General features: G+C 68.8%; 11 protein-coding genes. 3 read left to right on the top strand and 8 right to left on the bottom strand.

The features are described from left to right. Window positions 1–118 precede the first annotated feature (118 nt). A complete protein-coding gene (gene dop, locus ACFVXA_RS33830; RefSeq protein WP_383907866.1) occupies window positions 119–1,630 on the bottom strand; it encodes a depupylase/deamidase Dop in 1,512 nt (503 codons plus the stop codon). A gap of 232 nt (window positions 1,631–1,862) precedes the next feature. After that, the gene (gene arc / locus ACFVXA_RS33835; protein ID WP_362020645.1) at window positions 1,863–3,629 is read right to left on the bottom strand and encodes a proteasome ATPase; all 1,767 of its coding nucleotides are present in this window, start codon (window positions 3,627–3,629) and stop codon (window positions 1,863–1,865) included. A 253-nt stretch (window positions 3,630–3,882) separates the two neighbouring features. Between arc and ACFVXA_RS33840 the strand changes: the two genes are divergently transcribed. After that, entirely contained in the window at window positions 3,883–4,188 is a 306-nt protein-coding gene (locus ACFVXA_RS33840; RefSeq protein ID WP_362020642.1) for a ferredoxin, read from the top strand. 93 nt (window positions 4,189–4,281) lie between these two features. On the opposite strand, the gene ACFVXA_RS33845 is transcribed toward ACFVXA_RS33840, so the two are convergent. The 3 genes from ACFVXA_RS33845 to ACFVXA_RS33855 form a co-directional block, all read right to left on the bottom strand. Continuing rightward, window positions 4,282–4,854, bottom strand: coding sequence for a hypothetical protein (locus ACFVXA_RS33845; RefSeq protein WP_362020639.1), 573 nt, complete (start codon window positions 4,852–4,854; stop codon window positions 4,282–4,284). Window positions 4,855–5,056: 202 nt separating this feature from the next. Further along, window positions 5,057–5,959, bottom strand: coding sequence for a tRNA (adenine-N1)-methyltransferase (locus ACFVXA_RS33850; protein WP_383743059.1), 903 nt, complete (start codon window positions 5,957–5,959; stop codon window positions 5,057–5,059). A 38-nt stretch (window positions 5,960–5,997) separates the two neighbouring features. Continuing rightward, on the bottom strand, window positions 5,998–7,641 hold the full coding sequence (locus tag ACFVXA_RS33855) for a site-2 protease family protein (RefSeq protein ID WP_390028179.1): 1,644 nt from the start codon (window positions 7,639–7,641) through the stop codon (window positions 5,998–6,000). 174 nt (window positions 7,642–7,815) lie between these two features. Here ACFVXA_RS33855 and ACFVXA_RS33860 point away from each other — a divergent pair, with 174 nt between their 5' ends. After that, complete coding sequence (locus ACFVXA_RS33860; RefSeq protein ID WP_383907860.1) at window positions 7,816–8,805, top strand: RecB family exonuclease; 990 nt, start codon at window positions 7,816–7,818, stop codon at window positions 8,803–8,805. A gap of 14 nt (window positions 8,806–8,819) precedes the next feature. Next, entirely contained in the window at window positions 8,820–9,491 is a 672-nt protein-coding gene (locus tag ACFVXA_RS33865) for a response regulator transcription factor (RefSeq protein WP_099500063.1), read from the top strand. 67 nt (window positions 9,492–9,558) lie between these two features. On the opposite strand, the gene ACFVXA_RS33870 is transcribed toward ACFVXA_RS33865, so the two are convergent. From ACFVXA_RS33870 to ACFVXA_RS33880, 3 genes are all read right to left on the bottom strand, one after another. Then, window positions 9,559–11,142, bottom strand: a complete 1,584-nt coding sequence (locus ACFVXA_RS33870) for an ABC transporter substrate-binding protein (protein ID WP_362020627.1) — start codon at window positions 11,140–11,142, stop codon at window positions 9,559–9,561. A 64-nt stretch (window positions 11,143–11,206) separates the two neighbouring features. Continuing rightward, on the bottom strand, window positions 11,207–12,811 hold the full coding sequence (locus tag ACFVXA_RS33875; protein ID WP_362020624.1) for an ABC transporter substrate-binding protein: 1,605 nt from the start codon (window positions 12,809–12,811) through the stop codon (window positions 11,207–11,209). 444 nt (window positions 12,812–13,255) lie between these two features. After that, window positions 13,256–13,957, bottom strand: coding sequence for an HAD-IA family hydrolase (locus ACFVXA_RS33880; RefSeq protein WP_362020621.1), 702 nt, complete (start codon window positions 13,955–13,957; stop codon window positions 13,256–13,258). Window positions 13,958–14,042 lie beyond the last annotated feature (85 nt).

Below are 14,042 nucleotides of genomic sequence, written 5' to 3' on the forward strand. Positions count from 1 at the left end.
CCCTACAAGCAGGGTCCGACATCGGCCCCGCAGTTCCTACAACGTACGGGGGCCATCTCGATGATTCCCTTACGCCGGGTTTTCCACCCTGTCCGGCCGGTGCCGGCCGGATGCCCGCTCAGCCGCCCGACAGGACCCTGACCAGGTCCTCGGCCGTACGACAGCGGTCGAGGAGCTCCTTGACGTGATTACGCGTTCCGCGAAGCGGCTCCAGGGTTGGGACGCGCTGGAGCGAGTCCCGGCCGGGCAGATCGAAGATCACCGAGTCCCAGGAGGCCGCCGCCACGTCGTCCGCGTACTGCTCCAGGCAGCGCCCGCGGAAGTACGCGCGCGTGTCCTCCGGCGGCTTCGTACGGGCCCGCTCGACCTCTGTCTCGTCCAGGAGGCGCTTCATCTTGCCGCGCGCCGCGAGACGGTTGTAGAGGCCCTTCTCGGCCCGTACGTCGGCGTACTGGAGGTCGACCAGGTGCAGCCGGGCGGCGTCCCAGTCGAGGCTGTCACGGCGCCGGTAGCCCTCCATGAGCTCCCGTTTGGCGACCCAGTCGAGCTCTCCGGAGAGGCTCATCGGGTCGTTCTCCAGGCGGTTCAGGGTGTCCTCCCAGCGCAGCAGGACGTCCTTGGTCTGCTCGTCGGCGTCGGCCCCGAACCGTTCCTCCACGTACTTGCGGGAGAGCTCGAAGTACTCCATCTGCAACTGGACCGCGGTGAGCGTCCGGCCGCTACGGAGCGTGACGAGTCGCTTCAGGGTGGGGTCGTGCGAGACCTGGTGGAGGGTGCGGACGGGCTGGTCGACCGCCAGGTCGACGGCGATGAACCCGTCCTCGATCATGGACAGGACCAGGGCGGTCGTGCCCAGCTTCAGATAGGTCGAGATCTCCGACAGGTTCGCGTCACCGATGATCACATGCAGCCTGCGGTACTTCTCGGCGTCCGCGTGCGGCTCGTCGCGCGTGTTGATGATCGGGCGCTTGAGGGTGGTCTCCAGGCCCACCTCGACCTCGAAGTAGTCGGCGCGCTGACTGAGCTGGAAGCCGTGCTCGTGCCCGTCCTGACCGATACCGACGCGGCCCGCTCCGGTGACGACCTGGCGTGAGACGAAGAACGGCGTCAGGTGGCGCACGATGTCCGAGAAGGGGGTCTCCCGCTTCATCAGGTAGTTCTCGTGCGTGCCGTACGAGGCGCCCTTGTTGTCGGTGTTGTTCTTGTACAGGTGGATCGGCTGGGCGCCGGGGAGCTGGGCCGCGCGCTCCGCGGCCTCCGCCATGATCCGCTCGCCGGCCTTGTCCCACAGGACGGCGTCCCGCGGGTTGGTGACCTCGGGAGCGCTGTACTCCGGGTGTGCGTGGTCCACGTAGAGCCGCGCACCGTTGGTGAGGATGACATTGGCCAGGCCGATGTCCTCGTCGGTGAGCTGGCTGGCGTCGGCGGCCTCGCGGGCGAGGTCGAAGCCTCGCGCGTCCCGCAGCGGATTCTCCTCCTCGAAGTCCCAGCGGGCGCGGCGCGCCCGGTGCATCGCCGCCGCGTACGCGTTGACGATCTGGGACGAGGTGAGCATGGCATTGGCGTTGGGGTGGCCGGGGACGGAGATCCCGTACTCCGTCTCGATGCCCATTACTCGCCGTACGGTCATGCGGCCCTCCTTGCCCGGCGGCGCCCTCGGTCGGGGACGCTGCTCAAGTACCGCTGGTGCTCCGGTGCGTGTGCGGTGCCCGTCCCCGCAACGCGCGACTCGGCGGTACGAAAGAGCCTAGAACGCCTTTGCGCTGGTGGGGAGATCATTTGCGTCATTGCCTGCTCCAGCGTGCCCGGAAAAACAGTCGGCTGCGGGTACCCGTCTAGGGCACCCGCAGCCGCCCTGGCTTTTACAGGTACTGACCGGTGTTCGCCACCGTGTCGATGGAGCGTCCGGTGTCCGCGCCCTGCTTTCCGGTGACGAGCGTACGGATGTAGACGATCCGTTCGCCCTTCTTTCCGGAGATCCGGGCCCAGTCGTCCGGGTTCGTGGTGTTCGGCAGGTCCTCGTTCTCCTTGAACTCGTCCACGCAAGCCTGGAGGAGGTGGGAGACCCTGAGGCCCTTCTGGTTCTGCTCGAGGAAGGCCTTGATCGCTGCCTTCTTGGCGCGGCCCACGATGTTCTCGATCATGGCACCGGAGTTGAAGTCCTTGAAGTACAGGACTTCCTTGTCGCCGTTGGCGTAGGTGACCTCGAGGAAGCGGTTCTCCTCGGACTCGGCGTACATCTGCTCCACGGCGGTCTGGATCATGCCGTGGACGGTGGCCGCCCGGTCCCCGCCGTGCTCACCGAGGTCGTCGGAGTGCAGCGGGAGGCGCTGGGTGAGGTACTTCGCGAAGATGTCCTTCGCGGCCTCGGCGTCCGGGCGCTCGATCTTGATCTTCACATCGAGGCGGCCGGGGCGCAGGATCGCGGGGTCGATCATGTCCTCGCGGTTCGAGGCGCCGATCACGACCACGTTCTCCAGGCCCTCCACGCCGTCGATCTCGGCGAGCAGCTGGGGGACGATGGTGTTCTCCACGTCCGAGCTGACGCCTGACCCACGGGTACGGAAGAGGGACTCCATCTCGTCGAAGAAGACGATGACGGGCGTGCCCTCGCTGGCCTTCTCACGCGCACGCTGGAAGACCAGGCGGATCTGCCGCTCAGTCTCGCCGACGTACTTGTTCAGGAGCTCGGGGCCCTTGATGTTGAGGAAGAAGCTCTTGCCGGTGGCCTGTCCGGTCACCTCGGCGACCTTCTTGGCCAGCGAGTTGGCCACAGCCTTGGCGATGAGCGTCTTTCCGCATCCGGGAGGCCCGTACAGCAGCACGCCCTTGGGCGGCCGCAGTTCGTGCTCCTTGAAGAGGTCGGGGTAGAGGTAGGGGAGCTCGACCGCGTCGCGGATCAGTTCGATCTGGTTTCCCAGGCCGCCGATCTGCTCGTAGCCGATGTCCGGGACCTCTTCGAGGACGAGTTCCTCGACCTCGCTCTTCGGAACGACTTCGTAGACATAGCCGGAACGGGGTTCGAGCAGGAGGGCATCGCCGGGGCGGATGGTGACGTCCAGCAGCGGCTCGGCGAGCCGTACCACCCGTTCCTCGTCGGTGTGCCCGACGACCAGGGCCCGCTCGCCGTCCTCGAGGATCTCCTTGAGGGTGACGATGTCCCCGACCCGCTCGTACTCCATGGCCTCGACCACGTTGAGCGCTTCGTTGAGCATCACTTCCTGGCCGCGCCTGAGCTCCTCGAGCTCCACGCTCGGGCTGACGTTCACCCGGAGCTTGCGGCCCCCGGTGAAGATGTCCGCCGTGCCGTCCTCGTTCGCCAAGAGGAAGACACCGAAGCCGGCCGGCGGCTGCGCGAGCCGGTCGACCTCTTCCTTGAGGGCCACGATCTGGTCGCGGGCCTCACGGAGCGTGTTGGCGAGCCGCTCGTTCTGTGCGGACACGCCGGCCAGGTTGGTCTGCAGCTCGACGATCCGCTCTTCGAGAATCCTCGTGTGCCGCGGAGAGTCGGCGAGCTTGCGTCGCAGGACGGCGATCTCCTGCTCAAGGTAGGCAATCTGCCCGGCGGGGTCATCGGACCCTCGTCCCGGGCGGATGCCGCGGTTCATGTCGTCGTCGTGGGCTGCCACGGTCCTCACCTCCTCCAAGGGGAGCTGGACGCTTCCAGACCCTACCTGGGCGGGTGCCGATTGAAACCCCTAGATCACAAAGACTGTCGGGGTGTGTCCGATCTTCACCCTTGCGCTCTCCCTCACGCCAGGGGAATACCCACCGAACATGATTGGGAAGCAGGCCGAGGTAGTGTCGAAGTGTTCAACACCCGCCAGAGCTGGCCCGATTCCCCAGTCTTCGGATCGCTCGGCGCAGGAAACGGCAGGAGAAATGACCGTGCAGCAGGAGGCCGGAGTCGACGGCGAGGCGCTCGAGGTCTGGATCGACCAGGATCTCTGTACCGGCGACGGGATCTGCGTCCAGTACGCGCCCGAGGTCTTTGAGCTGGACATCGACGGCCTGGCCTACGTGAAGAGCCCCGACGACGACCTCCTGCAGGCCCCGGGCGCCACAACGCCCGTACCGCTGCCGCTTCTGCGCGATGTGACGGACTCGGCGAAGGAGTGCCCGGGCGACTGCATCCACGTACGCCGGGTTTCGGACAAGGTCGAGGTCTACGGCCCTGACGCGGAGTGACTCGATTGGCACCCCGCGTCACCGATGTCTGGTTCCTCACACCCTCCGCGGCGCGGAGGGTGTCTCCGTAGGGGCCGGGCGTCGAGAATGTGCTCAGACGCTGCGTGCTTCGGACGGGGTCGAGCGGACGAACGCGCCGTCCTTCCACTGCCACTTGGCACGGTCCTTCACGTCCGGGCAGCAACTCGGTACGTCGGACGAGGAGTAGCCGAGCAGGGTGGCGGTGACGGCTCCGTCGCGCAGCGCGAAGTCCGTGACGCTCAGGCGGTCCTTGGGGTCGACGAGGGTGGCCACGACCCGGGGTTTCGTGGCGCCCTCGGCCTGGGTGAGGACGTAGACGCCATTGGGCGGGGTGCCGGAGCCCGCGTCACAGCGGACGACGGCCACGGTCTCCGGGTGGCCGTCGCCGTCGAGGTCTCCGGCGGCCTTCTTCTGTACGAGGACCTTGGCGGGCCCGCAGGTGATCGGGAAGTCGACAGCGGTGGGGTCGGGAGCGACCGCGGCCGCCGCGGGCTTCGCGCCGGGGCCGGGCTGGGCGGCCCGCGCCGGGTCGGGCTGCAGGACCGAGGACAGTGCGACGACCCCGGCGATGGCGGTGGCCGTGGCGACCCACTGGATGGGGCTGGTGTGCGTGTGTGCCAGTTCCGGGACGGCGGATTGCTGCACTAGGAGTGTCTCCCGTGAGGGCTGTGCCGGTGGGGGTGTCCCGCATGGTGCCACACGTCACAGTGCACGGGAACGGCGGGGTCCGGACTTCTGGCGGCGCGTCAACGGAAAAGTGCTGTGGCCGAGTTCCCGGGCGTTTGCGGGAACTCGGCCACATTCGTGGTGCGTTGGGTGGATCAGCGCGGGATGTGCTCCGGCCGTGTCAGCGGGCGGTGCCGCCGTCGGCGTTCGGGCCGGCGTAGTCCTCGCCGTACGCGCCCTTGGCGGGGCGGCGGCGGCGCATGGGCGGCTCGACGCCGTCCGCGAGGCGACGGGCGGTGAGCAGGAAGCCGGTGTGGCCGATCATCCGGTGGTCCGGGCGGACGGCCAGGCCCTCGATGTGCCAGTTGCGGATCATCGACTCCCAGGCGGTCGGCTCGTTGAAGCAGCCGATCTCGCGGATGGACTCGACGGTGCGCGCGAGCTGGGTGGTGGTCGCCACGTAGCAGCACAGGATGCCGCCGGGGACGAGCGCCTTGGAGACGGCCTCCAGGCACTCCCAGGGGGCGAGCATGTCGAGGATGACGCGGTCGACGTCGGCGTCGCTCAGGTTGTCCTGGAGGTCGCCGACGGTGAGCTGCCAGGCGGGGTGCGGTCCCCCGAAGTAGCGCTCCACGTTCTGCTGGGCGATCTCGGCGAAGTCCTCGCGGCGCTCGTAGGAGTGCAGCATGCCCTGGTCGCCGATGGCGCGCAGCAGGAAGCTGCTGAGCGAGCCGGAGCCCACGCCCGCTTCCACGACGCGTGCGCCGGGGAAAATGTCCGCGAAGGCCAGGATCTGCCCCGCGTCCTTGGGGTAGACCACGGCGGCGCCGCGGGGCATGGACAGGACGTAGTCGGGGAGCAGGGGGCGCAGCGCGAGATAGGCGACGTTCCCCGTGGTGCGGACAACGCTGCCCTCGGGAGCGCCGATCAGCTCGTCGTGCGGGAAGGAACCCTTGTGGGTGTGGAAGTTCTTCCCCGCTTCGAGCGTGAACGTGTAGTGGCGGCCCTTGGGGTCGGTCAGCTGAACCTGGTCCCCGACCTTGAAGGGCCCGCGCCTGCGGGCGGCACCGGTCGGTTCGGACATGTGACCAGCCTACCGGTCCCGGGAGGGCCCTCGGACCACTAGGAGGGCCTGGCCATGGCCTTCACGAAGGCGCGCTCCACGTCCGCCGCCGACAGGACTCCATAGATCTCGCCGGAGTCCTCCACCACCAGGTACTCGGTGGCGGGGGCCGCGCGGAGGGCGTCCAGGAGGGCCTCGCCGGCGAGCTCGGCCGAGACACGCATGCCGTCGGTGAGGTCCTGGGCGAGGCCGCTGACGGCGACCCACGGGCGGCGGTGCTCCGGTACGCCGACGATGGCGGCCTCGCGGACGAGCGAGAGCGGCTCGCCGTCGGCGTCGACCACCACCAGGGCGCGGGCGCCGGCCTCGTTGGCGCGGCGCAGGGCCTCCGACAGCGGGGTGTTCGTCTCGACCGGGACCGCTCGGCGGGTGAGTGAACGGGCGCGCAGCTCCGGCAGGTGTTCGCGCAGCCGGGCCATGCGGAGGCTGTTGCCGGCGCCGGTCCAGATGATCGCGGCGAGGATCGCGGCGAGCAGGGCGTCCGTGACGGTGTCCATGCCGCCGATGTTGTCCGGGGCGGCACCCAGTGCTCCGGACTGGGTGAGCAGGGGCAGCCCGATCAGTACGGAGACGGCGAGGGCGCGGCCCACCCAGGCGGCGGCGATCGTGCCGCTCATCGGCCTGCCGGTGATCTTCCAGACGACGGCGCGCAGCATGCGGCCGCCGTCGAGGGGCAGTCCGGGCAGCAGGTTGAAGGCGGCCACGATGAGGTTGGAGATCATCAGGCCGGCCAGCAGGACGCCGGGGACGGTGCCCGGTTCGACGGGCAGCATGGCCAGGTAGAAGAGGCCGGACAGGATGAGCGAGAGCAACGGTCCGACGAAGGCGAGGACGAACTCCCGGCCCGGGGTCTCGGCCTCCTTCTCGATCTCCGAGACCCCGCCGAAGAACTGCAGCTGGATCCGGCGCACCGGCAGCTTGAAGCGCAGGGCGGCGACCGTGTGGGCCAGCTCGTGGACGAGTACGGAGGCGTAGAAGGCCACCGCGAAGAAGAGGGACACCAGGTAGCGCGCTGCGCCGAGCTCGGGCAGCACGCGGTCGAGCTGGCCGCCGAACACCCAGGTGATCAGCGCGGCCACCAGGAACCAGCTGGGCGCGACATACACCGGCACGCCGAAGGGCCGCCCCATGAGCAGGCCCCCACCGGGCTCCTTGCCCCGGCGCGGCGGCCGTCCTCTGCCGGGGCCGGACCGGGCCCGGGTGCGGGCGGCGGGGTCGGGGCTGGTGTCGGGATCAGGGTCGGGGTCGGGGGCGGCGGGACCTTGGGGCTCGCCGGAGGGGCGGGTCTCGGCGTGCGCGCCTTCCGAGGCGCCGGCGGACGGGTCCGCTGCGCCGGGGTGGGACGGGGCCTCGCTCGCGGAGCCGGTCTCGGGCCGGGTGGCGCCGGCGTCGCCGCTGTCCGGGGTGTCGTCGTCGGACGGGCCGCCGGTGTGCGGCTCTGCCCCGTCGGAGGCGTAGGTGCCGGGCCGGGGCTCGGGGTCACTCGGGGCCGTGGGCGTCGGCCCGGTGGGGCGTTGGTGCCGGGCCGGTCCGGGATGCGCGGCGTCCGCGACCGGGCCCGGCGAAGCCTGGGTCCCCTCGTGGCGCTCGGCCGCTTCGTCGGTTCCGGACCGCGGCTGCCCGCTCCCGCCGCTCTCGTCCACGATGTCCCCTCGTTCGAAGCGTCTCCCGCCCCGATCATGCGGAGCAGGAGGGTCTCTGCTCGATGGTATGCGGCCGTCGCGGCGCGTTCCGCCCCGGCACCCCCTCCGTTTTCCACACCGTCGCCCGCACCGCGGGTGGGTCACTGTCAGTGGCGGGCCGTATGGTCTGTCGTCATGGAGACCAGTAGCGAGGGCGTCGAGGAGCCCGGCGCGGAGAGCGCCGGGGTCGCCGCGGCGGACGAGCCCACCGAAGCCGTCCCGGCCGGAGCGACGGAGGCGGCCGGCGTCGTCGCGGCCGCGCCGGCCATATCGGCGGTGCCGCCCGCGTCCCTCTCGCCCTCGCGGGCCGGCGACTTCATGCAGTGTCCTTTGCTGTATAGGTTCCGGGTCATCGACAAGCTGCCCGAGAAGCCCAGCGAGGCGGCGACGCGCGGCACGCTGGTGCACGCGGTGCTCGAGCGGCTCTTCGACGCGCCCGCGACGGAGCGGACGGCGCCCCGCGCCAAGTCGTTGATCCCCGGGCAGTGGGACCGGCTGCGGGAGACCAGGCCCGAGGTCGTGGAGCTGTTCGCGGACGACCCGGAGGGTGAGCGGCTGGCGCGCTGGCTCGGCGAGGCCGAGCATCTGGTGGAGCGCTGGTTCACGCTGGAGGACCCGACCCGGCTCGAACCGGCGGAGCGGGAGCTGTTCGTCGAGGCGCGGCTCGACTCCGGGCTCACGCTGCGCGGCATCATCGACCGCGTCGACGTGGCGCCGACGGGCGAGGTCCGGATCGTCGACTACAAGACGGGCAAGGCACCCCGGCCGGAGTACGCCGAAGGCGCCCTGTTCCAGATGAAGTTCTACGCCCTGGTGGTGTGGCGGCTGAAGCGAGTGGTCCCGCGCCGGCTCCAGCTCGTCTATCTCGGCAGCGGTGACGTGCTGACGTACGACCCGGTGATCGCGGACCTGGAGCGCGTCGAGCGCAAGCTGCTCGCGCTGTGGGAGGCGATCCGGCAGGCGACCGAGACGGGCGACTGGCGGCCCCGGCCCACCAAGCTCTGCGGCTGGTGCGACCACCAGGCGGTATGTCCGGAATTCGGCGGTACTCCCCCGCCGTATCCGCTCCCCGTCAGGGCGCCGGAGTCCGGGGGCGGCGAGCAGGGCAGAATGGGGCCGGACTAGCGAAGGAGACTTACGTGGCCATCCGTGTCCTACTGGTCGACGACCAGCCGCTGCTGCGTACCGGCTTCCGGATGATCCTGGAAGCGGAGCAGGATCTTGCGGTCGTCGGCGAGGCCGGTGACGGTCTCCAGGCACTCGACCAAGTACGTGCCCTGCAGCCCGATGTGGTTCTGATGGACATCCGTATGCCACGGATGGACGGTGTCGAGGCGACCCGGCAGATCACCGGGCCCGGCCGGGACGGTCCGGCGAAGGTGCTCGTCCTGACGACCTTCGACCTCGACGAGTACGTGGTGGAGGCGCTGCGCGCGGGCGCCAGCGGCTTTCTCCTGAAGGACGCGCCCGCCCATGAGCTGGTGCAGGCGATCCGGGTGGTCGCGGCGGGCGAGGCGATGCTCGCGCCGAGCATCACGCGCCGGCTGCTCGACAAGTACGCGGGCCATCTGCCCTCCGGCGACGAGCCGGTTCCGGACACACTGCACACGCTGACCGAGCGTGAGGTCGAGGTGCTGAAGCTGGTGGCGCGCGGTCTGTCCAACGCCGAGATCGCGGCCGACCTGTTCGTCAGCGAGACCACCGTCAAGACGCATGTCGGTCATGTGCTGACCAAGCTGGGGCTGCGCGACCGGGTGCAGGCCGCGGTGTACGCGTACGAGAGCGGGTTGGTGCGCCCCGGCGCGCAGTGACCCGTCACCGCACACACTGAGGGCGCCCCTACGGGTAGGGGCGCCCTCGTCGTCCGTACAGCGGTGGTCAGCTCTTGCTGATCTCCCAGAAGCGGAACACGGTCGAGGCGTCGAGGCAGTACTCCAGGCCGTAGACGTTGTCGCGGACGACGGCGTACTGCTTGGCCTGCCAGATCGGGATGATCGGCAGTTCCTCGGCCACGCGGTCCTGGAGCCTGCCGAAGTCGGAGTCGGTCGAGGAGCGGTCGCTCTCGGCGGCCGTCTTCGGGAGGAGCTGGCCGGTGATCGTGCTGTCGGTGAAGTGGTTGCTCAGCACGTTGCCCTTGCCGAAGAAGGGGGCCGTGAAGTTGTCGGGGTCCGGGTAGTCGGGCACCCAGCCCTTCACGTACACGCCGTACTTGCCCTTGGCGATGTCCGTCTCGTACTGGTCGAAGGCGACGGACTTCACGGTCGCGTCGAACAGCCCGCTGGCGTTGAGCTGCTTGGCGATCGCCTTGAACTCCTGGTCGGTGGAGGGGCCGTAGCGCGACGGCGTCGACCAGAGCGTCAGCTTCACCTTGCCGGTGATGCCCTCGGCGCGCAGCGCGGCCTGGGCCTTGGACTGCGAGGGGCGGGCGCCGTAGGTGTCGAAGAAGGACGTGTTGTGGCCGGTGATGCCGGCCGGGATGATCGAGTAGAGCGGCGTCGCCGTGTCCTGGTAGACCTCGTTGACCAGGGCCTCGCGGTCCAGCAGGTAGGCGATGGCCTTGCGCACGCCGAGCTTGCCGGCGACCGGGTCGTCCATGTTGAAGACCAGGTGCTGCACCTCAGCGCTGGTGCCCTCGACGACGTTGATGCCCTGGCCGGTGGCCGTGTCGTTCTCGATGTCCGCGATGTCGTTGGCGGCGAGGCCTCGGTAGGCCAGGTCGATCCGATTGCTGAGCAGGGCGTTCTTCAGGGCGGACTGGTCGCCGTGGAAGAACTTCAGCGTCACGCCGGAGTTCTTCACCTTGGCGGTGCCCCGGTAGTTCCCGTTGACGGAGAAGACGGCCTTGTCCTTGCCGAACGAGTCCAGCTTGTACGGGCCGGAGCCGACCGCCGCGTTGTCCGTGCGCAGGCCGTCCGCGGAGTACTGGCGGTGGTCCACGATCGAGCCGGCGCCGGAGGCGATCTTGCTCGGGAAGGTGGCGTCGGCGTACTTGAGATGGAAGACGACGGTCTTGCGGTCCGGTGTGTCCACCGTGCCGAGCATGGGGAACATGATCGCGGGGCCGGAGTCGTCGTTGATCTTCAGCATGCGGTCGAAGGAGAACTTCACGTCCTTCGAGGTGAGTTCGTCACCGTTGCTGAACTTCAGCCCGTCCTGGAGCGTGCACTTGTACACCTTGGTCCCGGTGTCGGTGAACGCGCATTCCTTGGCGGCCTCGGGCACCGGCTCCGTGCCGCCGTTGGGGAAGCTCAACAGCGACTGGAAGACGTTGTTGAACAACAGCCAGGAGCCTGGGTCGTAGCCGGAAGCCGGATCGGTCGCGAGGACGTCGTCGGACATTCCCATGACCACGGAGGAGCCGGTGCCCCCGGAGCTGCCCGTGTCCGAGCCGCAGCCGGTGAGCAGGCCGGAGGCCAGCCCCGCGACGATCGGCAGGACTGGCCACTGGTTGCGCATGTTCACTGCAAGTGCCTTGTCGTCGTTCTCGAGAACCCGGGGCCGCAGGGGCCCCGGGTCGGGGAGACGATCAGCCGCTCACACCACGGCTGAGCTCCCACAGCTGGAGGGTCGAGGAGGAGTTGAGCGCCCACTCCGATCCGGTGATGTCGTCCCGAGCGGCAATGTACTGCTTGCCCTGCCACAGCGGCAGCACGGGGACGTCATTGGCCACGATGTCCTGGATCTCGGTGAGACTCTTCGACGCGGTGAGACGGTCGGCCTCGCGCCGGGACTCCGGGATCAGGGCGTTGCTGATCTGGCTGTTCGTGTACGGCGAGCCGAGGAAGTTGTCCTTGTCGAGGAACGGCGCCAGGTAGTTGTCGGCGTCCGGGAAGTCCGGGAACCAACCCATGCCGTAGACGTCGTAGTCGCCCGCCTTCTCGGCCGGACGGAACTTGTCCCAGGACGAGCCCGCGATGCTGACATCGAACAGCCCGCTGGCGTTGAGCTGCTTCTTCAGCACCTCGAACTCCTGCTGGGTGGCCGTGCCGTAGTGGTCGGTCGTGTAGTGCAGGGTGAGCTTGACCGGGGTGGTGATGGCGGCCTTGGACAGCAGCGTCCTGGCCCTGGCGACGCTCGGGTCGCCGTACTTGTTGAAGAACGAGTTGGAGTGGCCGGTGATGGTGGCCGGGACCAGCGAGTAGAGCGGCTCGGCCTGGGAGCCGTACACCTTGGAGACGAGCTCGCCGCGGTTGATGACCTGGGCCATGGCCTGGCGGACGGCCTTGGTCTTCACCGTCGGGGCGTTGGTGTTGAAGGCCAGGTAACGGATCTCCAGGCCGGGCATCTCGTTCAGGTTGATGTTGCCGCCCGTGGTGCTGCCGAGCTTGGTGATCTGGGTGGGCGTCATCGAGCGCGTCATCAGGTCGATGTCGCCCTTTTCCAGCGCGGTGCCCATGGCCTCGGCGCTCTCGAAGGAGCGCATCTCGACCTTGGAGTTCTTCACCTTCAACTGCCCCTTGTAATTGGGGTTCTTGGTGAAGACGGCGTTGACGAGCCGGTCGTCCTTGACGTCGGACTCAAGGGTGTACGGGCCGGAGCCGTCCACCTGGAAGCCGTCGCGCAGCTTGCCCTTCTCGTAGTCCTTGGGGTTCACGATGCCGGCGACCGGGGTCGACAGCTTGAAGGGGAAGGTGGCGTCCGCGGTCTTGAGGTGGAAGATCACCTCACGGTCGCCCTGCGTCTCGACGGTGTCGATGGTGGACAGCAGCGCGAACACACCGCTGTCGGCCTTGAGCGAGAGCGCGCGGTCGATGGAGAACTTGACGTCCTTCGCCGTGACGGGGTCACCGTTGGCGAACTTCAGGTCCTTGCGCAGCGTGCAGGCGTAGCGCTCGTTCCCGGCGTCGCTGAAGCCGCACTTCTCGGCCGCCTCGGGCTCCGGCTCGCCGTCGCCGCGGGGCTGGACCATCAGGGTCTGCACGGTCTGGCGGAGAATGTTCCAGGTGCCGACGTCGTACGCGTACGCCGGGTCGAGGGGCGCAGGGGCGTCCTTCGCTGCGGTGAACCGGTCCGTGGTGCCGATGACGATCGCATCGCCGCTGTTGCTCCCGCTGTTCGACCCACCACAGGCGGCGAGCACGGGGGCGAGCAGGCCGATCACGGCCGGCAGCACCAAAGTCTTGCGGTTCATGCTCGAGTTTCTCCAGAGCTGTCGAGTCCGTGTACCCGGCATGCAGGGGTGTCGCTGCGGATCACGGGGGTAGTGGCGATGTTCTCGCGATGAGATTAGTCCGCACCAGCAGGACGGTTCACAGGGACCGGAGTTGAGTTTCCATCACGCTGTGAAACCGGGCGTGGACGCACCGATAACCCGACAGTGGAAGGATTCGTACAGCATTCCACCAATCAGGACACAAGGGCACGTCGGCCACCCTCGCAAGGGGGGTGACTGCACAACCGCGGGCCCATGTCGACCCCCGATCGAGTGGCGAACGTCACACTCCCAACTCGGCTGGCGGGTACCGGAATTCGGCCATCCGGGCGCGGAATGAATTCTCACGCCACGCTCACCGGCAGTTACCCCAGGGAACGCCTCCGATTATCCCCGTATTAGCTCCGTACGCTCGGTGAACGCCTAGCGCATTTCCGTCATCAGACCGCGCAGAAAAGTCAGGTCGACCTCTTCGAGGGACGTCACCACCGTGCGCCGGGCGCCGGGGGCGATGGGCGCGACCGAGGGGACCACGACCACCTGACAGCCCGCGGCCTCGGCGGCCGCGACACCCGTGGCGGTGTCCTCGATGACGGCGCATCTGGCCGGATCCGCGCCGAGCCCCGCGGCCGCCAGCAGATACGGGTCCGGGAACGGCTTGGTCCGCTCCACCTCGTCGCCCGCGACGGTCAGCGCGAAGAAGTGCGCGCCGATCGAGCCCAGGATGCGGTCGATGATCCGCCGGTGCGAGGCGGAGACCAGGGCGGTGGGGATCTCGTGCGCCGCCAGCTCGGCGAGGAGTCTGGCCGCACCCGGCATCAGGGGCAGCGAGAGGTCGATACGGTGTTCGAACCCGTCGTTCAGCAGCACGGTCAGCTCGGCCAGGGTGATGTCGGCGCCGGTGGCCTCGATGAGGAATCCGGCGCTGCGGGTCATGGGGCCGCCCACCACCACATGGCGCCAGGACTCGTCGAGCGTGTGGCCGAGGGCCTTGAAGACCTCCACCTCGACGTCCCACCAGAAGCCCTCGGTGTCCACCAGAGTGCCGTCCATGTCCAGGAGCACGGCCTCCAGGGCGGAGCCTTCGGCCGTACGGGTACCGAGCGCGGGGACCGTACTGGTCATCCGGGCGCACCTCCTTGAGGGACGATCAGGCCGGTTGCCCTTTTTTCACAAAGGGACAACCGGCCTGCAGTGGACCGACCAGTGT

This window comes from Streptomyces sp. NPDC058246 (assembly GCF_042881985.1).
In the GTDB taxonomy this organism is placed as follows: domain Bacteria; phylum Actinomycetota; class Actinomycetes; order Streptomycetales; family Streptomycetaceae; genus Streptomyces.

Bases quoted from the DNA above. Each gene is read 5' to 3' on its own strand.
- ACFVXA_RS33880 (WP_362020621.1), bottom strand. From the start codon at position 13,957: ATGACCAGTACGGTCCCCGCGCTCGGTACCCGTACGGCCGAAGGCTCC.
- ACFVXA_RS33875 (WP_362020624.1), bottom strand. From the start codon at position 12,811: ATGAACCGCAAGACTTTGGTGCTGCCGGCCGTGATCGGCCTGCTCGCC.
- ACFVXA_RS33840 (WP_362020642.1), top strand. From the start codon at position 3,883: ATGACCGTGCAGCAGGAGGCCGGAGTCGACGGCGAGGCGCTCGAGGTC.
- dop (WP_383907866.1), bottom strand. From the start codon at position 1,630: ATGACCGTACGGCGAGTAATGGGCATCGAGACGGAGTACGGGATCTCC.
- ACFVXA_RS33860 (WP_383907860.1), top strand. From the start codon at position 7,816: ATGGAGACCAGTAGCGAGGGCGTCGAGGAGCCCGGCGCGGAGAGCGCC.
- ACFVXA_RS33850 (WP_383743059.1), bottom strand. From the start codon at position 5,959: ATGTCCGAACCGACCGGTGCCGCCCGCAGGCGCGGGCCCTTCAAGGTC.